This is a genomic window from Ruegeria sp. AL1 (assembly GCF_056540905.1).
Genome location: NZ_JBQFXP010000002.1, coordinates 258,629 through 278,418, shown reverse-complemented (window position 1 = coordinate 278,418; position 19,790 = coordinate 258,629). Strand labels below are relative to the sequence as shown.

Annotated in this window: 21 protein-coding genes; 11 read left to right on the top strand and 10 right to left on the bottom strand. The window is 56.5% G+C overall.

All coding sequences use genetic code 11. The features are described from left to right. Positions 1-143: 143 nt before the first annotated feature. A complete protein-coding gene (locus ACRZ9X_RS04495) occupies positions 144-1,178 on the bottom strand; it encodes an RluA family pseudouridine synthase (protein WP_480516219.1) in 1,035 nt (344 codons plus the stop codon). Here ACRZ9X_RS04495 and ACRZ9X_RS04490 point away from each other — a divergent pair. Continuing rightward, entirely contained in the window at positions 1,177-1,485 is a 309-nt protein-coding gene (locus ACRZ9X_RS04490; protein ID WP_480516217.1) for a DUF6476 family protein, read from the top strand. The genes ACRZ9X_RS04495 and ACRZ9X_RS04490 overlap by 2 nt on opposite strands. A 29-nt stretch (positions 1,486-1,514) precedes the next feature. Here the strand turns inward: ACRZ9X_RS04490 and ACRZ9X_RS04485 are convergent, their stop codons facing one another. The 5 genes from ACRZ9X_RS04485 to ACRZ9X_RS04465 form a co-directional block, all read right to left on the bottom strand. Next, complete coding sequence (locus ACRZ9X_RS04485; RefSeq protein ID WP_480516215.1) at positions 1,515-3,506, bottom strand: tetratricopeptide repeat protein; 1,992 nt, start codon at positions 3,504-3,506, stop codon at positions 1,515-1,517. Between the two features lie 238 nt (positions 3,507-3,744). Beyond that, a complete protein-coding gene (gene nagA, locus ACRZ9X_RS04480; RefSeq protein WP_480516213.1) occupies positions 3,745-4,875 on the bottom strand; it encodes an N-acetylglucosamine-6-phosphate deacetylase in 1,131 nt (376 codons plus the stop codon). Further along, complete coding sequence (locus ACRZ9X_RS04475) at positions 4,872-5,900, bottom strand: SIS domain-containing protein (RefSeq protein WP_480516211.1); 1,029 nt, start codon at positions 5,898-5,900, stop codon at positions 4,872-4,874. The genes nagA and ACRZ9X_RS04475 overlap by 4 nt, the downstream gene beginning before the upstream one ends. Before the next feature lie 12 nt (positions 5,901-5,912). Further along, a complete protein-coding gene (locus tag ACRZ9X_RS04470; protein ID WP_480516209.1) occupies positions 5,913-6,668 on the bottom strand; it encodes a GntR family transcriptional regulator in 756 nt (251 codons plus the stop codon). Beyond that, the gene (locus tag ACRZ9X_RS04465) at positions 6,655-7,542 is read right to left on the bottom strand and encodes a glucosamine kinase nucleotide-binding domain-containing protein (RefSeq protein ID WP_480516207.1); all 888 of its coding nucleotides are present in this window, start codon (positions 7,540-7,542) and stop codon (positions 6,655-6,657) included. The genes ACRZ9X_RS04470 and ACRZ9X_RS04465 overlap by 14 nt, the downstream gene beginning before the upstream one ends. Before the next feature lie 159 nt (positions 7,543-7,701). On the opposite strand from ACRZ9X_RS04465, the gene ACRZ9X_RS04460 reads away from it, so the two are divergent. The 6 genes from ACRZ9X_RS04460 (at position 7,702) to ACRZ9X_RS04435 (ending at position 13,730) form a co-directional block, all read left to right on the top strand. Continuing rightward, positions 7,702-8,625, top strand: a complete 924-nt coding sequence (locus ACRZ9X_RS04460) for an N-acetylmuramic acid 6-phosphate etherase (protein ID WP_480516205.1) — start codon at positions 7,702-7,704, stop codon at positions 8,623-8,625. Further along, positions 8,622-9,875: an ABC transporter substrate-binding protein gene (locus ACRZ9X_RS04455; RefSeq protein ID WP_480516203.1), complete on the top strand. Its 1,254-nt coding sequence runs from the start codon at positions 8,622-8,624 to the stop codon at positions 9,873-9,875. Before ACRZ9X_RS04460 ends, ACRZ9X_RS04455 begins: the two co-directional genes overlap by 4 nt. A 67-nt stretch (positions 9,876-9,942) precedes the next feature. Further along, positions 9,943-10,857, top strand: a complete 915-nt coding sequence (locus tag ACRZ9X_RS04450; protein ID WP_480516201.1) for a carbohydrate ABC transporter permease — start codon at positions 9,943-9,945, stop codon at positions 10,855-10,857. A 10-nt stretch (positions 10,858-10,867) separates the two neighbouring features. Then, positions 10,868-11,707, top strand: a complete 840-nt coding sequence (locus tag ACRZ9X_RS04445; protein ID WP_480516199.1) for a carbohydrate ABC transporter permease — start codon at positions 10,868-10,870, stop codon at positions 11,705-11,707. After that, positions 11,704-12,738, top strand: coding sequence for a Gfo/Idh/MocA family protein (locus ACRZ9X_RS04440; RefSeq protein ID WP_480516197.1), 1,035 nt, complete (start codon positions 11,704-11,706; stop codon positions 12,736-12,738). Before ACRZ9X_RS04445 ends, ACRZ9X_RS04440 begins: the two co-directional genes overlap by 4 nt. Further along, positions 12,735-13,730, top strand: coding sequence for an ABC transporter ATP-binding protein (locus tag ACRZ9X_RS04435; protein ID WP_480516195.1), 996 nt, complete (start codon positions 12,735-12,737; stop codon positions 13,728-13,730). The genes ACRZ9X_RS04440 and ACRZ9X_RS04435 overlap by 4 nt, the downstream gene beginning before the upstream one ends. Positions 13,731-13,892: 162 nt before the next feature. Here ACRZ9X_RS04435 and ACRZ9X_RS04430 read toward each other — a convergent pair whose 3' ends face one another. After that, positions 13,893-14,285, bottom strand: a complete 393-nt coding sequence (locus ACRZ9X_RS04430; protein WP_480516193.1) for a DUF6538 domain-containing protein — start codon at positions 14,283-14,285, stop codon at positions 13,893-13,895. A gap of 183 nt (positions 14,286-14,468) precedes the next feature. On the opposite strand from ACRZ9X_RS04430, the gene mobC reads away from it, so the two are divergent. The 4 genes from mobC to ACRZ9X_RS04410 all read left to right on the top strand — a co-directional run bounded on the left by mobC (position 14,469) and on the right by ACRZ9X_RS04410 (position 18,221). Next, positions 14,469-14,825 carry a plasmid mobilization relaxosome protein MobC gene (gene mobC / locus ACRZ9X_RS04425; protein ID WP_480516191.1) on the top strand — a complete coding sequence of 119 codons (357 nt, stop codon included), beginning with the start codon at positions 14,469-14,471 and terminating at the stop codon, positions 14,823-14,825. Then, positions 14,822-16,081 carry a relaxase/mobilization nuclease domain-containing protein gene (locus ACRZ9X_RS04420; protein ID WP_480516189.1) on the top strand — a complete coding sequence of 420 codons (1,260 nt, stop codon included), beginning with the start codon at positions 14,822-14,824 and terminating at the stop codon, positions 16,079-16,081. The genes mobC and ACRZ9X_RS04420 overlap by 4 nt, the downstream gene beginning before the upstream one ends. A gap of 107 nt (positions 16,082-16,188) precedes the next feature. Continuing rightward, positions 16,189-17,679 carry a type IV secretory system conjugative DNA transfer family protein gene (locus tag ACRZ9X_RS04415; RefSeq protein WP_480516187.1) on the top strand — a complete coding sequence of 497 codons (1,491 nt, stop codon included), beginning with the start codon at positions 16,189-16,191 and terminating at the stop codon, positions 17,677-17,679. Next, on the top strand, positions 17,676-18,221 hold the full coding sequence (locus ACRZ9X_RS04410) for a hypothetical protein (protein ID WP_480516185.1): 546 nt from the start codon (positions 17,676-17,678) through the stop codon (positions 18,219-18,221). The genes ACRZ9X_RS04415 and ACRZ9X_RS04410 overlap by 4 nt, the downstream gene beginning before the upstream one ends. Before the next feature lie 11 nt (positions 18,222-18,232). Here the strand turns inward: ACRZ9X_RS04410 and ACRZ9X_RS04405 are convergent, their stop codons facing one another. From ACRZ9X_RS04405 to ACRZ9X_RS04395, 3 genes are read right to left on the bottom strand one after another with little or no spacing between them, the layout of a single operon-like run. Then, positions 18,233-18,670: a hypothetical protein gene (locus tag ACRZ9X_RS04405; protein WP_480516183.1), complete on the bottom strand. Its 438-nt coding sequence runs from the start codon at positions 18,668-18,670 to the stop codon at positions 18,233-18,235. Positions 18,671-18,720: 50 nt separating this feature from the next. Beyond that, the gene (locus ACRZ9X_RS04400; RefSeq protein WP_480516181.1) at positions 18,721-19,047 is read right to left on the bottom strand and encodes a hypothetical protein; all 327 of its coding nucleotides are present in this window, start codon (positions 19,045-19,047) and stop codon (positions 18,721-18,723) included. 23 nt (positions 19,048-19,070) lie between these two features. Continuing rightward, positions 19,071-19,751 (bottom strand): recombinase family protein, encoded by a 681-nt coding sequence (locus ACRZ9X_RS04395; protein WP_480516179.1) that lies wholly within the window; start codon positions 19,749-19,751, stop codon positions 19,071-19,073. Positions 19,752-19,790 lie beyond the last annotated feature (39 nt).

Below are 19,790 nucleotides of genomic sequence, written 5' to 3'. Positions count from 1 at the left end.
GTCTGCCCCTTGGACAAATGTTTAATCCCTTAACATGCGATATGGGTACATCACCCAGCACTTTCAAGTGGTACCGTTAACAGTTTGGAATTAACTGAATGTAAAGAAAAGCTGAAAATGACCTTTTCACAAGGCATTGCGAATTACGCCTCGGGCTGGCGCAAACCCGCCAACAGAGCCTCCATATCCTCGGGCAACGGGGCTTCAAAGCGATGGCTTTCGCCAGTCACGGGGTGCTTGAACCCCAAAACAGCGGCGTGCAGCGCCTGACGTGGGAAAAGACGCACCGCCTCGACCGCATCGGCACTGAAGGCGCGCGCGGCGAGCTTGCGCCTTCCGCCATAGACCGGATCACCGACCAGGCCATGACCCGCGTGGGCCAAGTGCACCCGTATCTGATGCGTGCGCCCGGTTTCCAGCCAGCATTCGATCAACGAGAGAGACTTTGGCGCCCCAAAACTCTCGACGATGCGCGCCCGGGTGACCGCGTGTCGTCCGCCATGAAAAACGACTGCCTGTTTCTGCCGGTCGGTTTTGTGTCGCGCCAGTTGGGTTGTTAGGCGCATGATGTTACCGGGCTCGAAACTGACCCCTTTGACGCCCCGAAGGCGCGGATCATTGGCGTCCGGCACCCCGTAGCATATGGCGCGGTAATAACGCTCAACGCTGTGCGCCTCGAACTGCGCCGCCAGCCCGTGATGGGCGGCATCGGATTTCGCCACCACCAGAAGACCGCTGGTTTCCTTGTCGATCCGATGCACGATGCCGGGCCGCTTGACCCCGCCTACGCCTGAAAGGTCATCACCACAATGATGCAGCAGCGCATTGACCAATGTTCCGCTGGGAGAGCCCGGAGCCGGATGGACCACCATGCCTGCCGGTTTGTTGACCACAATCAAATCGTCGTCTTCGAAAACCACATCCAGAGGAATGTCTTCGGGTCCGATATGGCTATCCTCGGCCTCTGCAATCCGAACGCCGACCTGCGCGCCTTCCGAAACCCTGGCCTTGGGGTCATGTACAGCGACGCCATCGATTGACACGGCGCCCTCTTCGATCAGCCGGCCAAGGCGTGTGCGGGACAAGTTTTCTTGCTCTGGCACATCCCGTGCAAGCGCCTTATCAAGGCGGGGTGGCGGCGCGGCCGCGATGACGAACTCTATCAGGCGGGTGCCCATGACTGACCCTTCCGAACCTCAGGAACCGCAAGAAACGCCACAACTCAGGCTGTTGCGGCGCATGGTCATGTTGCTGACCGCGGTGATGATTGGCGGGGTTCTAGTGACATTCGCCCTGATTGTCATCCGTCTAACCGACAGAACACCCAAACTGCCCGATCAGATCGAATTACCGGACGGTGCGAGGGCGCAGGCGTTGACCATCGGAAACAACTGGTACGCCGTTGTCACCGATGACAACCGCATCCTGATTTTTGACAAAACAACCGGCAAGCTGCGGCAAGAGATTGCTGTTCCGGATAGCTGACAGCCACACCGCCAGCCATCGGTTCGCAACTACGAAATCCGTTTCAACTGGTTATGGAATCTCTTGAATGGTGGATACAGGTCCCGAGCACGCTCCAGGTATTTGCGTGCTTTTTGCTTTTCGCCGCGCCGCAAGGAAACCTGCCCGGCGGCACCCTGTATCGCGACGGTGACCTCATCCAGATCAGCCGCTTTTTGGATCAGTTTCTCTGCCTGTCCTACCTTGCCAAGCCGCTCCATCAAACGTCCCTTGGCAAAGATCAGGAACGGGCTTTCGGGATCACAGCTCAGCGCCGCGTCCATGGCCGTCCGCGCGGAATCCACATCCCCTTCAACTTCCAGAATATCGGATAACCGCTTGTGAAAAATGGCGTCTTCCGGGATATCTCTTGTGACTGATCGCGCGATATCAATCGCGTCCGCGCCGGAAATCTCACCCAGGCGATAGGCCAACTGAGACTGAACGCTCACAAGGCGCGGGTCATCCGCAGGCACGACTGTGACATTCTCCAGCGCCTTTTGCAGAGCTTGCAATCGGGTGTGATTGTCAAACAACCGCCGGGCTTTCTGGTCGAGCGCCAGATCGGACCAATCCAACAGAACGAGGTCAAAGTTGCAGGGCTGCCGGGCAATCACCTTGTGCTGCACCAAATAGAGGTTGTTGAACGGCGGAAAGCGACGTTGGCGTATCTGCTTCTGCATCGCCCAATCGACCGGCGGCAACATCCGAAAAGCCAGTTGATCGCGGTACAGCATCCGCGACCCCAGAACAACAACATCAGGTCGTAACGGCTTGGCCCAAAACGCTTTCACGAAATGACGCGTCGCAGCCCAACGTTTCTTTTGGGCACCCAGAATGGCCCCGCGCAAGGCACTGAGGACGGCATAATCCTCGGGCCACAGATGCGCAGTTTCCAACCCATCCGCAGCCAGTTGATCGCTGTCTTTCCACTTTCCAAGGTAGAAACTGTTCAACGCCTGCAGCAACGGCAAAAAGGCATTGTCGGCCCCGGCGTCCAGAATGGGTTGCGCCAGATCATACGCCTCCTGACAGCGATCCTGCGCCACCAGATACTGGGCCGCCTTGGAATACACATGTGCCGCCTCGGACGGGTTCAGAAAAGCACCGGGTCCCTGAGCGACGCGATCAATCACCCGGTCATTGATCTGTTGAATCTCGGTCTCGGTCAGAACATCCCGGAACACCTTGCGTTGCTGGCCGGAAATCCGCGCTGCTGCCATGGAAAAAGCCGAGATAAAGGGCGCAATCACCTGCTCGGCCCGCGACATGGCGTAAAGTTCCAGAAAGTCGCGCTTGGCCCGGGTCAAACCCGAAAGGTCTGCAATATCTGACATTTGCATCAAGTTTGGAAAGCGGCCCTGGAACCGGCTCAGCAACTCTGGCTGGTCGGAAAACATGATAGCGGTCGACCCTTTGGTTTTTTCCAGATGCGCCTCATAGAACTCTTCGGGCTCGATCTTGGCAGGCCAGGTCGAGTGCTTCCAAGGCAGTCCGTTCAGAATATCTCCACGCCGGATGTGATAGGCCGAGACCCCCTTGTCCGACAGCTGTTCGTCGATCCGGTTCATAATGGGCCGGATATCATCGGCGAAACCGATCGAGTGGATAAAACCCCGGTAACGCGGACGGATCGCTTCGATGTCCTCCCAGGGGAACGCCAATACCTCGAACCCCTCTTCGACCAGCACTGAACGCCCCGATGCGAGATGCGCGTTCAGTCGTTCAGACGTTGGATCGTTCTGGAAGCTCCAGACCGGCAGCGCATCACGCATCCTGGCGTCGACATCCTGCGCGTTCAGAAAATGCGAGGTCATCCAGTCTTGGGTGAACAGCTCTTGCGGGTGATCCAGTTCCGGCGCGTCAGCCCCTTGCGGAAACCAATTGATCCGGTAGTCGGTCTGGTAATCCTGAGCCAGACGGATGCAGGTCAGCATCATGAGCAGGCGCGCGCCCATCCGGTCCTTGCGCTGGCCAATGAAAACCCCGCGGTTGCTGCTCATACGGGGAACCCGGCAGTACGCGCAGGCGCACCCTTGGGCCAGGCTCTCCCAAGGTGCTCAACCACCTTGGTCGTCCACCCTTTGATCCGCGCATGTTCCCCCATGGATATCATTGCTAAACTATGCACTTGGCACCTGCTTCCGATAAGTCATGCGCCAAGTGATACACAACGTGGTTGCAGCCCGCGAGATTGGAAATGGCCCCGTGCGCAGAGTGATGCAAACTTTCCCCGTTTTGCTACCCCCCCGGAACCGGCGTTGCGTGCGACAGATCATCAGATATCCGAATGGCCGTTTTCAGGGACAGCCTGCCAGCCGATGCGCCGATAAGGTCCGCCGGGACACGGGTCGCGGCGGCCAAAGCCTGCTCCAGCGGGATACCGACCTGCTGGTTCAGAACACGCACGGCAGTGGTCAGGTCCAGATCAGCCCCGGCAAGAGTGCCGTCCTCTAGCGTTAATCTACCGTTTTCGCGGCGGATCAGGCGGCCCTCAAGGCGGAAATCCTGGTGCGAGGTCCCGGCGACAGCCATGGCATCACTGACCAGAAATATCTGCCCCGGTCCACGTTTCGCCGCAAAGGCCATCTGCATGGTTCGAGGATGAACATGCACCGTGTCCGCGATCAGTCCGGCCGACATGGTTTCACTATTCAGGGCCGCGCCTACAAGACCGGGTTCTCGGCTGCCAAGCTGGCTCATGGCGTTGAACAGATGTGTGGCGCAGCGCGCGCCAGCCTGTGCGTATGCCAGACAGGTGTCAAATGACGCGTCGGAATGGCCCAGCGAAACCAGAATACCGGCGCCGCTCAGCGCTTTGACCTGATCTATACTGACGTTCTCGGGGGCCAACGTCACGAGCAAGGCAGGCAAGTCGCGGCGCGCGGCGATCAGCTGGTCAAGATCGTCATCCGTCATTGGCCGGATCAACGCGCTGTCATGCGCGCCTTTGCGCCGCACCGACAAATGCGGCCCCTCAAGATGCAAGCCAGCAATCCCGGGTATCTGCTGCTGCACAGCCTGAACAGTCGCAGCAATGGCCGCCCGCGTCTTTGGCGGCGTATCGGTGATCAGCGTCGGTAAAATCGCCGTCGAGCCCAGCTGGCGATGTGCCGCCGCGATGCGCCCCAGTGTCTCCACCGACGGGTCATCATTGAACATGATCCCACCGCCACCATTCACCTGAAGATCCACATAACCGGGGCTGAGGATGTCGCCTGTCAAATCGATGACCGTTTCATCCCGGGTCAGCTCAGTTCGGGGAATGATCCCGACCAGCGCGCCATCCGCGAACCGGGCCGCATGATCGTCCCAAATCGTCTGGCCGTCAAAAATGCGACCGCCTGAGAACGTGATGGTCTGGCCGCTCATACGGTTTCCGTCACTTTTCTCAGATGACGGGGCGTGTCCGGGTTTATGCCGCGACGCTTGGCCACCGCTTCGACCATCCCGTAAAACGAGGCAATCGAGGCCACCGGGTCAGTCATCCAGTGTGATGTGCGCACATGCGGCAGCGCAACGGCCTGTTTTACCCGATCCGAAGTCGCAAAGACCTGTGCACCCTTGGCGACCAGCGCATCCGCAACCTCGGCTATATTGGACTCGGTCGCGTCACCGGACGCAAACGTCAGAACCGGGAATCCTTGATCCACGATTGAGACCGGTCCGTGCAAAACTTCGGCTGAGGAGTAACTTTCAGCGTGAATTTGGCAGGTTTCCTTGAACTTCAACGCGGCCTCATTCGAGACCGCCCAGGACATGCCGCGCCCCAGCGTGAACAGCGACTGCCCGTTGACGGCTTCGACAACTTGGCCCCAATCGCAGGCGATGGCCCTGCCCAAAACCTCTGGCAAGCTGCGGATCGACGTCAAAAGCGTGTCGTCATCTTTTATCTCGGCCAACAGCCAAAGACCCGCCACCAGAGACGTCACGAAAGTCTTGGTCGCGGCCACGCTCAATTCCGGGCCCGCATGGATGGGCAGGGTCGCAGACGCAACCCCGGCCAGTGCCGAGGCCGGGTTGTTGGTGATCGCGACCGAATACGCCCCGCCCGCGGTCAGTGAGCTTGTCAGTTGGACTATGTCGGGGCTTTGACCGGACTGGGAAATGGCAATGCAGGCCGCACCCGCGCAGCGCATGTCTACGCCGTATATGGACTTGACCGACGGGCCGACCGACGCCATGGGCAGGCCCAACAGCAGTTCGGCGGCATATTTCAGATAGCTGCACGCATGATCCGAAGACCCGCGCGCCACGGAAATCAGAAAATGCGGATCGTGGTCCCGGATCGCATTGGCGGCCTTGGAAATCGCTCCGGCATCATCGGCCAGCAAGCGTTCAACTGCGGCAGGTATCTCATTGATTTCCAGCCTCATTTGGGTAGTGTCGGGGGGCATTTTCCGTGCCTTTCAGTTTGACAGGCGAAGCTCTGCCACAAAATCGTAAGCATCGCCGTGATAGATGGACCGGGTCAGTTCCGCGACGCGGCCGCTTTCCAGATACGAGGTACGCTGAATGCGCAACCCGGCTGTTCCTTCGGCAACATCCAGTAACCTTGCTTCAGGCGCTTCGAGGTTGATGGCCGAGATTTTCTGGATGGCCCGAACCGGGCGAAACCCCGACTGATCTAGAAACGCATACAGAGAGCCGGTGACCTCAGTCGGATTGGGCAGGATATCCAGCGGCAGTGACGCGCGCTCCAAAGCCATGGGTCGCCCGCCGGCCTCGCGCAGGCGGTGAATGCGTGCCACCTGATCGTTGGCCGACAGGCCCAGCGCCATCATCTCATCCGGCGAAGGCAGAAAGATTCCGCGCTCCAACCAGGTCGATGTCGTCTTCATTCCGCGCCGCTCCATGTCCTCGGTGAAGGATGTCAGATGCGACAGAGATTGTTCGACGCGCGCAACCGGCTCGCGCACGAAAGAGCCCGAGCCCTGTCGTTGTTCGACCGCGCCCTTGCGCACCAGCTCTTGAATGGCTTTGCGGACCGTGACCCGCGACAGATCGGTCAACTCGGCGATTTCGCGTTCCGGAGGAAGCGAGCTGTTGGGCGGCAGGATGCCTGCGGCGATCCCTTCCTCGAGCCGTTGGCGCAGCTGCACATAGCGCGGCCCCGCCGTATGCCCCAACCAGCCGTCCGGGCGCAGGAAATCAGCAATGCTCATCTTCGATCTCCTCGTGAAACGCATGTGCAAGCGCGATGGCTCCGGATAACGGATCGCCTTTGGGACGGTTCAGGGCAGCCCGCATGTCTTGCGGCAGATACTCGGCGTAATACGGGCCGATACCGCCCGTCAGACAGATCGGCAGCCCCTTGGCCCACCCCATTTTCACCATCCGGCCCGCCAGATAGGTCGCACCGTCACCCAGAATGCTCAGCGCCAAAGGATCGCCCTGCCCGGCGGCATGGGTGACCATCGGCGCCAGCGCCCCGAATTCGGTCGGCGACATACACCCGGCAGCCTGTACGATTCCCGCGGCCCCACCCAAGCGCGCCAACAGCTGATCAGCCAGCGTTGAGCGTTCCGTCACGTCATCAACGCAATCCAAAGTCAGTGAAAGTGCCTTGCGTCCAACCCATTGCGCAGATGCCTGATCGCCCAGCACCGGGCCCCATCCGCCCGCGAAACGGGTGTCGCCGCCCAACTGCCCGGCCAGAAACGATCCAGTTCCGCAATGTGCAATGAACCCGTCTTGCGGGCCCAATGCCCCACGCAGCGCGGCCGCGCGATCATCTGCGATTCGAACATGCCGGAACGGTAGAGCCGCCATTAATCGCCCAGCTATCTGTTCACCCGTTATGCCTGCCAATCCCAAATATGCAGAGATGCACGCCAACTCGGCGTCCGACAGATCACAAGCATCCGCCAACTCCTTCAAACCGCGCTGAATTTCCGCGAGCGCAGCTTGAAAATCTGTCGACACATTGGCCGCTCCGACCTCGACCCGGCGTGTATCGACGCCATCAGACAGCGCGATTCTGCACCGCGTTCCACCGCCATCAATAGCCAAAACATAAGTGTCAGCAACTCGAGTCATGCAGATACCTTTATAATACCTTTAAGCTATTTTGAAGACCAAACAGCATCCAAGGCTCGGTTTTTGATAGAATTTCAAACTAAAATGCGGCGATAAACAAAAATGGTAGACTAATGGTATCTAAAAGGTATGATGCGTGAAAGCCATAGGGGGAATCACGTGACGACGCCGGTCACAGAACAGCTGCATCAGGATGCGATCGGACTGGACGCCAGACCACTGGCCGAGGTCGCGGCATTGCTGGCCGCCGGGCAATCTCAGGCAGCCACCGCACCCCAGACCGCGCTGGACCCGATTTGCGCCGGGGCCCGGGCCATGGCGGAAACCCTTCATTCCGGCGGTATCCTGCGGTATTTGGCGGCAGGATCATCTGGCCTGATGGCAGCCTCAGACGCGCTGGAGCTTGGGGGCACATTCTCGATCCCTTCGGACCAGATTCGCATCCACATGGCCGGTGGCCTGCCGAAACACGCCGAAATGCCCGGCGATGTAGAAGATGTTGCCGACGAGCTCGAGTTGGAGCTGGCCGATCTGTCCCAGTCGGACACGATGATCGCCGTCTCAGCCAGCGGCACAACCCCTTACACCGTTGCGGCCGCCCGTATGGCGAAAGCCAAGAGCGCGACGGTAGTTGGCATCGCAAACAATGCGAACTCCGAACTGCTGCAACTCGCCGATCACCCGGTTCTGCTGCAAACGCCACCCGAAGTGATTTCGGGATCAACCCGCATGGGGGCCGGCACCGCGCAAAAGATCGCGTTGAATATGCTGTCGACGCTCATGGCGGTGAAACTGGGTCATATTCAGGACGGCATGATGATCAATCTGCGCGCAGACAATGACAAACTGCGCGCCCGCGCCAAAGGCATCGTCTGCCAACTCACCGGCGCAAGCCCCGAAAAGGCCGAGCAGGTCCTGACGCAGGCCGATGGCAACCTGAAATGCGCCGCTCTGCTGGCTACCGGCGCGCAAACGCTTGAAATCGCACATCAATTGTTGCGAGAGTTCAACGGGCATCTGCGCCCCGCGATGGAACGACTGAACCATAACAACGACACTATCAACCTGGGAGATACCAAATGACACGCAAAGTTCTGGGCCTTGCTTTGATGAGCACGGCGCTGGTCGCCACAAGCGCCTATGCCGAAGACGTCACGCTGACCATCGAAAGCTGGCGCAACGACGACCTGACTCTGTGGCAGGAAAAGATCATTCCGGCTTTTGAGGCCGCCAACCCCGGCATTAAACTGGTCTTTTCTCCTTACAGCCCGACTGAATACGACGCCGCCGTCAACGCCAAGCTCGAGGCCGGCTCGGCGGGCGACATCCTCACCTGCCGCCCATTCGACCGCTCGTTGGGGCTGTACAACAACGGGCATCTTGCGGATCTGACGGCGATGCCCGCCATGAGCAACTTTTCAGACGTGGCCAAATCGGCATGGCAGACCGATGACGGCTCGGCCACCTTCTGCGTCCCGATGGCCTCGGTCATTCACGGCTTCATCTATAACAAGGACGCCTTCAACGAACTGGGTATCGACGTCCCGACCACCGAAGCGGAGTTCTTTGCGGCACTGGACAAGTTCAAGGAAGACGGCACCTATATCCCGATGGCGATGGGCACCAATGACCAGTGGGAAGCGGCCACAATGGGATATCAGAACATCGGCCCCACCTATTGGAAAGGTGAAGAAGGGCGTTTGGCGCTGATTGCGGGCGAACAATCGTTGACAGACCCACAATGGGTCGAGCCCTATGAAACGATTGCACGCTGGAAGGATTATCTGGGCGACGGGTACGAAGCACAGACCTATCCGGACAGCCAGAACATCTTCACGCTGGGCCGCGCTGCGATCTATCCTGCGGGAAGCTGGGAAATCTCGGGTTTCAATGCGCAGGCCGACTTTGAGATGGGTGCCTTCAAGCCGCCGGTGCGTGCCGCGGGCGACACCTGCTACATCTCGGATCATACCGATATCGGTATCGGCATGAATACTGCGACCGAGCACCCCGAAGCTGCGCAGACTTTTCTGGCATGGGTGGCCTCGCCCGAATTCGCTGACATCTTCGGCAACGCCCTGCCCGGCTTCTTCCCGCTCTCAAGCGCTCCGGTCGAATTGCAGGACCCGCTGGCTAAGGAGTTCGTAAGCTGGCGCAACGATTGCGAGGCGACCATCCGCTCGACCTATCAGATCCTGTCGCGCGGTACACCGAACCTTGAGAACGAAACCTGGAATGCTGCGGCGCAAGTCGTCAAAGGTGCGGAAACTCCGGCAGAAGCCAGCGCACGCCTGCAGGAAGGTCTGGCCAGCTGGTATGCACCGCACCAGTAAAACCTGAACCACTCACACCGGACGCGGCGTGTGTCGCGTCCGGTTCCTTATCCCCCCGGAGAATCCCATGCAGACCCGCCGCATCCGCTGGCACATCGTCGTTTTCCTCGCCCCTGCGGTGCTGGTCTACACGGCGGTGATGATCTTCCCTTTGTTCAACACGCTGCGCCTTGCACTGTTTTCCGAGGTCGATCAGGCGCGCATCTACGTGGGCTTGCAGAATTTCCGCACGTTATTCTTCGACCCGATCTGGTCCGAGCAGTTCTGGAATGCCTTAGGCAACAACTTCTGGTTCTTTTTGATCCACATGTTGGTGCAAAACCCGATTGGTATCGCCCTGGCTGCACTGCTAAGCCATCCGCGCCTTCGGTTTTCGGCCCTGTACCGATCGGCAATCTTCATCCCAACGGTCCTGAGCTTTGTCATCGTCGGCTTCGCATGGAAGCTGATCCTGTCGCCGCTTTGGGGCATCGCACCCTCAATGCTGGACGCCGTTGGTTTGAAATCGCTGTTCGCTCCGTGGCTGGGCAAAGAAGAATACGCCCTGACCACGCTGGCGCTGGTCTCGGTCTGGCAATTCGTCGGCATACCGATGATGCTGATCTATGCCGCCCTGCTATCAATTCCCGAAGAGATCCTTGAGGCCGGAGAGATCGACGGCATCACCGGGGCGTCCGCTTTCTGGAAGATCAAGCTGCCGCTGATCCTGCCCTCGATCGGGATCATCTCGATCCTGACCTTTGTGGGCAATTTCAACGCGTTCGACCTGATCTACGTCTCACAGGGCGCACTGGCTGGGCCCGACTTCTCGACCGATATCCTCGGCACCTTCATGTACCGCACCTTCTTTGGCTTCCAACTGCAACTGGGTGACCCGCATATGGGATCGGCCATCGCCGGAGCCATGTTCGCGATCATCCTTGTGGGCGTCTGCATCTATCTGTTCGGCATCCAGACCCGGATGCGCAGGTATCAGTTGTGAGGGCCAAGTGATGAGCAAAGCACGTTCCAACCCGCTGAACACCGCCGCCATGCACGGGGCGCTAATCCTCTACACGTTGATCGCCCTGTTCCCGGTCTTCGTCATCATTATCAACAGCTTCAAATCCCGCCGTTCGATCTTTCGCGAACCGCTGGCCCTGCCCGATGCCGAGAGCTTCTCGCTGATCGGCTACCAGACGGTGATGAAGCAAGGGGACTTCTTCCTCTACTTTCAGAACTCGATGATCGTGACCGTGGTGTCGCTGACCTTCATCCTGCTGTTCGGGGCCATGGCTGCGTTCGCGCTGAGCGAGTACAAGTTCAAGGGCAACACCCTCATGGGCCTCTATCTTGCGCTGGGGATCATGATCCCGATCCGCATCGGTACGGTTGCGATCCTTGAACTGATGGTGGCGACCGGGTTGGTGAATACCCTCTGGGCGCTGATCCTTGTCTATACGGCGCAAGGGTTGCCATTGGCCGTGTTCATCCTTTCCGAGTTCATGCGGCAAGTGTCCGACGATCTGAAAAACGCAGGCCGTGTTGATGGCCTGTCGGAATATACGATCTTTTTCCGACTGGTCCTGCCTTTGGTCCGCCCGGCCATGGCGACGGTGGCCGTGTTCAACATGATCCCGATCTGGAATGACCTCTGGTTCCCGCTGATCCTCGCCCCCGCTGAGGAGACCAAGACCCTGACGCTGGGCAGCCAGGTCTTCATCGGCCAGTTCGTCACGGACTGGAACGCGGTTCTGTCGGCGCTGTCGATGGCGATCCTGCCGGTGCTGGTGCTTTACGTCATCTTCTCGCGCCAACTGATCCGCGGCATCACTTCAGGAGCTGTCAAATGACCAAAGTTCTGATCGCAGGCCTCGGTAATATGGGCCTGAGCCACGCGCTGGCCCATCACAACCACCCGGACGCGCAGATCGTCGGTCTGGTCAATCGATCCGGTCGCGTAGATCATCCCGATCTGGCTGGCTACCCGGCCTATTCCGATTTTCACGCGGCTCTGGCCGAGACGAACCCCGATCTGGTGGTCGTCGCCACCTACTCCGACAGCCACGCCGATTTCGCCTGCGCGGCGATGGAGGCAGGCGCGCATGTCTTTGTCGAAAAGCCACTGGCGACCACAGTGGCGGACGCCAAGCGCGTCGTCGCAAAGGCCATTGAAACCAACCGCAAGCTGGTCATCGGCTACATCCTGCGCCACCATCCCTCATGGATGCGCCTGATCGCCGAGGCGCGCGACCTTGGCGGGCCTTACGTCTTCCGCCTGAACCTCAATCAGCAAAGCAGCGGGGCCGAGTGGGAGACGCATAAGGCGCTGATGCAGACCACCTCACCCATCGTCGATTGCGGCGTCCACTATGTCGATGTGATGTGTCAGATCACCGACTCGGACCCTGTGCGCGTGCATGGCATGGGCCTGCGGCTGAGCGATGAGATCGCCGAGGACATGTACAATTACGGCCAGTTTCAGGTGATCTTCGAAGACGGCTCGGTCGGCTGGTACGAGGCCGGATGGGGTCCGATGATGTCGGAAACCGCGTTCTTCGTGAAAGATATCGTCTCGCCCAACGGCTCGGTCTCGATCACCGATGGCAACAAGGGCGCGTCGGCCGATATCGACGGCCACACCAAGGTCGGCGGTATTCTGGTTCACCGCCCCGATGGCGACCAGACAATCGACATGCCCGATGAACCTGGCCATCAGGAGCTCTGTGATGCGGAGCAAGCTTACATGCTGCGCGCCATCGCCGAGGACACCGACCTGACCCGCCACATGAACGACGCCGTGCAATCGCTGGCCATCTGCCTTGCCGCCGATGAAAGCATCCGCACCGGCCAACCCATTCCGCTGAAAGAGGCACGCACATGACCGCCCTGACGCTGACAAACGTGAACAAGTCCTTCGGCACCGTCGAAGTTCTCAAGGATATCAACATCGAAGTCGAAGACGGCGAGTTCGTCGTCTTCGTCGGTCCCTCGGGTTGCGGCAAGTCCACCCTTCTGCGCGTGATCGCAGGGCTTGAGGACGTGACCTCGGGCGAGGTCCGCATCGGCAGAGACCTCATGAACCTCACCCCGCCGTCAAAACGCGGCATTGCGATGGTGTTCCAAAGCTACGCGCTCTACCCCCACCTGAACGTGCGCAAGAACATGTCGCTGGCGCTGAAACAGGAAGGCCAGAGCAAGCAGGTCATCGAAGAACGCGTCGCCAAGGCCAGCAAGATGCTGAACCTCGAACCTTACATCGACCGCTACCCCTCGGAACTGTCCGGCGGCCAGCGTCAGCGCGTCGCCATCGGCCGCGCCATCGTGCGCGAACCCAAGCTGTTCCTGTTCGACGAGCCTCTGTCCAATCTGGACGCCGCCCTGCGCATGAACACGCGCTTGGAGATCGCCAACCTGCACCAGCAGCTCGATGCCTCGATGATCTACGTCACCCACGACCAGACCGAGGCGATGACACTGGCTGATAAGATCGTCGTCCTGCGCGACGGCTGTGTGGAACAGGTCGGCAGCCCGATGGAACTGTATAACAACCCCATAAACCAGTTCGTCGCCGGTTTCCTCGGCGCGCCGTCAATGAACTTCTTTCCGGCCAGTCTGCTGGGCGACAGCGGAGATGCCACCATGGGCGTGCGGCCCGAAGATCTGTATTTGTCCGATGACGGTCCGATCATGGCAAATGTCACCCATGTCGAGCATCTGGGCGGAGACACCAACGTGATTGCCAGGGTACAGGATCACCAGATCACAGCCCGCCTGTTCGGCCAGATTCCGGTCGGAACAGGCCAAACTGTTCGCCTGGGCTACACCCCAGACCGCACCTACCGCTTCGATTCGCAGGGCGCACGCTTAAGCTGAGACTGAACTGACATTGATATCGGTAAGCTGGTGCAACCGACGCATGTTGATGACTTGAATACGCGTGTTTCTCGTCATTGCAAGTGGTCTTTGGAACTCGGCCAAACTCCTGCAAAACATCAAAATGATGTTTCCATTCATATAAAATTGGCTCACTGCGCCTCAAAGCACAAAGTGGACCAATGGGTAAGCCTCGAAGCCCTCAAGGTGCTGCCGATACCTCGCTTTGGTGGATTCTTTGATCCCGTCCGCTTCCCTGAGCCAGCGAAGCCCCGTGTCCCTAACAGTAGTCCCCTCTTGCGGGTTATGTCTGGCAACCTGTTTGACTTTTGGTTCAGGGGTTGAGCCCTCACCAATCGAAGCCAGAATCTCCGGCGAGACCTCTTTTCGCCTGACCAGAGCCTCAGCTAAGTCCTGCGTTCCGAGACTCCACACGTTCTCTTTCTTACCAATGATAGCTTGGTATTCGTTAGGTACTGCGACTCTGACCGCGTATCCGTTGCCCCTCTTAAAGAGGCCCTTTGGCACCCGCGCATCCATCTCAAAAGGGTCCATTTACCGTTACATTCGGCGAAGAAAATTGTTGAAAATCTAGTACTTGGTGCGGTCGGAAAGAGCGACTTCGAACTGTTCTGGTGAAGACAAGACCCCTGATCTGGATGAAGTATTCAACGAGCTAGAGCGTTGGCATGACATCCTGAAAGATCACGACAAATCGTTTTTGCGGGGGCCGCGCCCATGACACGCCCTGCCCCGTTTTCTCTGAGGTTGACTGATTCAGAACGCACGCGGTTGGAAACCCAAGCTGGTTCCATGCCTCTGGCGTCGTACATCAAGTCCGTGGTTTTTGCCGACGAGGCCCCCAAATACCGTAGGCGGAAAAAACCACCTGTTGCCGAGCAACAGCTCTTGGCAGAAGTGTTAGCACGTCTTGGCCAAACTCGCACATCCAACAATCTCAACCAGATTGCCAAACATCTGAATCAAGGAACCCTGATTCTTGATGAGCAACTAGAAGCTGACCTCAAGCGCGCCGTCGCTGAAGTCGCATGGATGCGAGCGACGTTAATTGAAGCATTGGGGATCAAGTCTTGATTCTCAAAGGCTCTCAACGTGGCGGCGCAAAGGCTTTGGCTGATCACCTTATGAACGACCGTGACAACGATCATGTCTCATGCTTAGAGTTGCGTGGTTTTTTGTCCGATCAACTTCACGGTGCCTTGTCCGAGGCGCACGCCATTTCCAAAGCAACCCGCTGCAAGCAATTTTTGTTTTCACTGAGTTTGAACCCACCTGTTGGGCATAATGTCACTGAGGATGCGTTTATTGAGGCGGCAGATCGTGCCGAGGAAAAGCTCGGTCTAATCAATCAACCCCGCGCCATTATCCTCCATGAGAAGGAAGGCCGTCGCCACGCCCATGTTGTGTGGTCGCGCATTGACGCCGATGAGATGAAGGCGATCAATCTGCCCCATTTCAAAAACAAGCTGCGGGATGCGTCGCGTGATCTGTTTCTCGATCATGGGTGGCAGCTACCAGATGGTCTAGCGACCTATGGCAACAAATCCCCTCTGAATTTCACATTGGAAGAATGGCAACAGGCCAAACGCCAGAACCTAGACCCGCGCGAAATCAAGCAAGCGTTCCAGCAAGCATGGGAACGCAGTGACAGCCAGATCAGTTTCAAGAATGCCCTTGAGAGTCGCGGGTATTTTTTGGTCAAGGGAGACCGGCGTGGGTTCGTTGCACTTGATGTCGATGGCAATATCTATGCCATTCCTAAATGGACTGGTCTGAAAGCCAAAGATGTCAGGGCCAAATTGGGTTCAGCCGAGAGTTTACCCTCTGTTGCAGACGCACAATTAGACATCCGACAAAAAGTTACCAACCAAATGCGGGTCTTTCTCTCCCAGAACAAAGATCGCCAGTACCGTGAATTGGAGCCACTGCAAAAAGAAAACGACAACCTAAAACGCGTTCATCGCTTAGAACGGCAGAAGTTGAAAGAGGGACAAGAGAAGCGATGGGCAGAAGAAACCAAAACTCGATCCAATCGGCTCAACAAGGGCCTTCGTGGCTTGTTTGACCGCTTTTCAGGCAAAGCCAAATCCATTCGTTCTCAAAACGAAAGAGAAGCCCGCGCCAGCGCTCATCGTGACCAGAAACAACGAGATTTCATGGTTCGGGAACAGATGAAGGAGCGCCTTGCTCTACAAAAACGCGTCGAGGCGCTGCGGCGTAAGCACCAGCAAGAACGCAGACAATTGTTCCAATCGATTTCGCGCACCATGCGTCAAAACAAACTGTTCAAACACTTCAACCGTGATCGTTATCGAGGGTTGGGACTGTAGGCTAACGCTCTGCCCAAAACTCTGAATCCAAGTCGGAGAGTTTTGCCGTGACAATCAAATTGGCAGCGAACATAGTCGTCCTTATTGGACTTGATGGGTTTTAAGTGATGGAATTTAATCAACTACCGCGCGGCTTGCCGGGAACAGATCACGCGGTTGGAGCAGCCCCTAGAGCGCTCTGGATGGACCCAAGAGTTCTGCAAGAAAGTGACTTTTGGTCTTACCAAGCAGGTAAATTGTTCATGGGGGAATCTCTACATGGAGACTTACTTGGTATTGCGGACAATCGACACCTGTTGACCATTGCGGGATCGCGCGCCGGAAAAGGAACATCAGCAATTATTCCCAACCTTCTTCTATATCCCGGCTCGGTGTTGGTTCTTGATCCTAAAGGTGAGAACGCAACCAACACCGCTGAACGACGAGGACTGGGGCGCAACATTCCACAGGGCGGCCTCGGCCAAGATGTCTTCGTGATCGACCCTTTCGGCGTGGCCGATGTCGATGCATCTTACCTTTCAGGTTTCAATCCACTCGAAGGGCTTGATCCAACAGCAAGTGATTTTGTTGACGAGTGTGATGCTATCGCGGACGCACTTGTTGTCGAAGATGCCAGCCGCGAAGGTGGTGATCATTGGACCAACTCAGCAAGATCAATTTTGCGCGGGTATATTGCATGGGTCGCAGCCGCCCCGACCGTTACCAAGCGTGATTTGAACGAAGTTCGACGCCTGATTTTTCTGCCGACCGGAATTGATGAAGCAGGTGAATTTGAGGCGCAGCTTGTTGCCATGCTTAATGACCCAAATGACGAGGCCCCAGCGATTGCGCACGGCGTACCACATGAAGCTGCATCAGCGCTGATCAGTATGAGTGACCGTGAACGCAGTGGTGTTCTGTCTACGGTCCGGGAGAATATTGCATTTCTTTCGTCTCCACCAATTGCGACAACGCTATCCGGCGAAAACCGATCTCCTGACTTGAAGACATGGAAATTCGGTAACAGCAGCGTATACCTGTGCCTTCCTGCCTCGCGCCTGCATCGCCACTTTCGTATGTTCAGGTTGTTCATCAACCGGCTTTTGGGTGCAGTGGAGAGTTCGCGGGAAATCCCTGAAATACCTGCACTCATGATCCTAGATGAAATGCATGTTTTGGGTCACATGAAAGCTCTGGAAACCGCTGCTGGGCTACTGGCTGGTTATGGCGTTCGTATCTGGTCAATCTGGCAGGACATATCCCAACTCAAGCAAATTTATCGACACAGATGGGAAACCTTTCTTGGAAATGCCTCTATCTTTCAAACCTTCGGCCTCAATGACCTGAGTACGCTAAAATATGTGTCCGAAAGGCTCGGGGTTTCGTCAATCAGGCAAGTTAGCCAAGGCGAAATCAGCATATCGCAGGCTGCCGATGGATTTTCCGGCCAGTCCACCTCGATACAAGCCTCACCCCTTTTGAGCCCAGACGAAATTGCCTATTTCTTCTCTCGCCAGTCGGGCAATCAGCTAATTATCTACCCTGGCGCAGACCCTATCATGATCCGGCGACTGTCATATCTTGATGATCGGATGAAGGACCTGAGACCGAAAACATGACCGCATTTGAACCAATCAATACTGACCCACCCTACAGTGTTTCCTTGCATCACTGTGATGACGAAACTGCCGACGCATCCTTCCGTTCGCAAGCAAGGTCGCTTTGGTTGAAGCTGCTCTTTATCCCCCTTGGGATTCTCTGGGTATTCGCAGTCGTCGGTGCAATCGTCTCATTGTCATCAGGAGTTCCGTTGCTGACCCTGATCCTAGTCGCTTTTTGTGCCGCGTACTTCTTTCTACTGAACCGAATTTTCTTTGTAACAGTTCATATTCGCGTCACTCCCGAGTCGGTCAAAGTTTATGACGCAGTGTATGATCGGCAGTACTGGGGCGGGTTCTGCCTCTTGGAAGGCTCAACGCTTGGTTTCAATTACGGTGGAAAAACAGAAAGTACAGGATTTTCGCTACCGAGTGGAAAATTGAGCTACAAGAAGACGGTTAACCCTGCCGAGGTGGTTGTTTGGTTAAATCATCTTGTAGACAGCATAAGGCTACCACGCCGCGTAGAGACATCATCAGGCGTCCGCGAACAGAAGTTCTAAAATCAGCGGTGTCAATCCAAACCTCTATCGTGTTCTCGGTCTTTGGAAAATTTATTGAAGATGTCTTGCGCCGACAGCTTCCTTTTCGAGGAATTTTTTGCTTGTTCTCGTGACTTCTCCGGCGACTTCGCATCCGAAATCTCTTCCTCTGTTATCAGTCGATGATCTTTTTCGTAGTGATCATCCACTTCTTTGTCGCCGGTCTTCATCGCCAAAGGACGATTGTCGGGTTTCTCCGGTACTTTGTTAAGGTTCGAGTTCTCGATAGAATTCGTTGGCCGTGCCTTTCGAATGGTCTTGGCCAAACTTGGAGACGGAGTGAAAACCACCTCCAAACCCAGATGTCCGGATGGAGCATTTTCCACATCTTTTGAGTCTTTGGGCTTGTGCTCCCGTCCGACGTTGCTTTTGCTACCCCGTCGGTTTTCGTTATCATCATTCTCGAACAAAGACACACTCCCCGCATCGTAGCCATGCAAAGCAATGTATGTACTGTTTCTTAGATGTCTACCAACTCAGCAGGGTTGGCTGGCGGGCACCACTCAGGTCTCGGCAGTCCTTTTTTCTCACGCCGCAAATAACCTTGCTGTACTGCTCCTTCCATCCACTCATCAAAATCACACTCGTTGGGGTCGTGTGCCTTCTCATTTTCGGCAAAAAATTCGTGAATGTCACACTCTTCAACATCACCTAACCAATCCAAATAGGCCCACGATACGCGAGCCATCCGAACTACAATCGGCACTCCCATGACACTCGGAACGTGCCGTCCCACTTTTTCATAAGGGTCTTCATCAAAGAAATCCCACCAACTTTTTGAATTCATTCTATTATTATAGCATACAGAATTCATCTTTTTGCGATTTTTTCAAATTGGCTCGTAGCTGCGAAACACTTCTGTCTTGGCCGTCCGACATGCACACCACGTTCTTTAGCGGCCTTCATCCCCGCTTTAGTGCGTTCGCTGATCAAGCTGCGTTCATATTCTGCAAATACGGCCAATTGACCAAATATCATTCGCCCCACTGCCGTTGATGTTTCGATGCGTTGGGTGATGGCATGAAAATGGACACCTCGGGCTTGAAGGTCTTCCAAAATTGAAAGCAAATGGATGGTAGATCGGCCCAACCGATCCAGCTTCCAAACGGTGAGCGTATCGCCCTTTCTCAGGTCTTTTAGCATCTGATCAAGTGCGGGCCTTGCCGCCTTCGCGCCTGAAACACCGTGATCGGTGTAGAGTTTCACGCATCCTGCATGTTGAAGCGCATCAATCTGGAGAGCTTCGGATTGATCAGCATCAGACACACGGACATAGCCGATTTTTCGTCCCTGTCGGCTATCTGATTGGTTCGACTCGTCTTTCTTGGATTTGCTTCGGTTCACCTCTTCAGTGTGACAGGTGAATTCAATCGAACAAGCGGTTTTCATTGCAAAAAGTCCTTGTCTTAAGGGGTCCCTTTGCAAAACCGCACTGAGGATAGGTTTGGCGATCTCATTGATTTGAGATTTCTGTGGATAAACAAGGCCCAAGTGATTTGGCCGTGCGATCATAGTAAATCTAGAAAAAGG

What these genes read in the sequence shown, in the direction of transcription:
- ACRZ9X_RS04495 (WP_480516219.1), bottom strand. Translation starts at nt 1,178, where the DNA reads ATGGGCACCCGCCTGATAGAGTTCGTCATCGCGGCCGCGCCGCCACCC.
- ACRZ9X_RS04490 (WP_480516217.1), top strand. Translation starts at nt 1,177, where the DNA reads ATGACTGACCCTTCCGAACCTCAGGAACCGCAAGAAACGCCACAACTC.
- ACRZ9X_RS04415 (WP_480516187.1), top strand. Translation starts at nt 16,189, where the DNA reads ATGGAATTTAATCAACTACCGCGCGGCTTGCCGGGAACAGATCACGCG.
- ACRZ9X_RS04445 (WP_480516199.1), top strand. Translation starts at nt 10,868, where the DNA reads ATGAGCAAAGCACGTTCCAACCCGCTGAACACCGCCGCCATGCACGGG.
- ACRZ9X_RS04450 (WP_480516201.1), top strand. Translation starts at nt 9,943, where the DNA reads ATGCAGACCCGCCGCATCCGCTGGCACATCGTCGTTTTCCTCGCCCCT.
- ACRZ9X_RS04475 (WP_480516211.1), bottom strand. Translation starts at nt 5,900, where the DNA reads ATGCCCCCCGACACTACCCAAATGAGGCTGGAAATCAATGAGATACCT.
- ACRZ9X_RS04400 (WP_480516181.1), bottom strand. Translation starts at nt 19,047, where the DNA reads ATGAATTCAAAAAGTTGGTGGGATTTCTTTGATGAAGACCCTTATGAA.
- ACRZ9X_RS04455 (WP_480516203.1), top strand. Translation starts at nt 8,622, where the DNA reads ATGACACGCAAAGTTCTGGGCCTTGCTTTGATGAGCACGGCGCTGGTC.
- ACRZ9X_RS04485 (WP_480516215.1), bottom strand. Translation starts at nt 3,506, where the DNA reads ATGAGCAGCAACCGCGGGGTTTTCATTGGCCAGCGCAAGGACCGGATG.
- nagA (WP_480516213.1), bottom strand. Translation starts at nt 4,875, where the DNA reads ATGAGCGGCCAGACCATCACGTTCTCAGGCGGTCGCATTTTTGACGGC.
- ACRZ9X_RS04410 (WP_480516185.1), top strand. Translation starts at nt 17,676, where the DNA reads ATGACCGCATTTGAACCAATCAATACTGACCCACCCTACAGTGTTTCC.
- ACRZ9X_RS04470 (WP_480516209.1), bottom strand. Translation starts at nt 6,668, where the DNA reads ATGAGCATTGCTGATTTCCTGCGCCCGGACGGCTGGTTGGGGCATACG.
- ACRZ9X_RS04430 (WP_480516193.1), bottom strand. Translation starts at nt 14,285, where the DNA reads ATGGACCCTTTTGAGATGGATGCGCGGGTGCCAAAGGGCCTCTTTAAG.
- ACRZ9X_RS04440 (WP_480516197.1), top strand. Translation starts at nt 11,704, where the DNA reads ATGACCAAAGTTCTGATCGCAGGCCTCGGTAATATGGGCCTGAGCCAC.
- mobC (WP_480516191.1), top strand. Translation starts at nt 14,469, where the DNA reads ATGACACGCCCTGCCCCGTTTTCTCTGAGGTTGACTGATTCAGAACGC.
- ACRZ9X_RS04465 (WP_480516207.1), bottom strand. Translation starts at nt 7,542, where the DNA reads ATGACTCGAGTTGCTGACACTTATGTTTTGGCTATTGATGGCGGTGGA.
- ACRZ9X_RS04435 (WP_480516195.1), top strand. Translation starts at nt 12,735, where the DNA reads ATGACCGCCCTGACGCTGACAAACGTGAACAAGTCCTTCGGCACCGTC.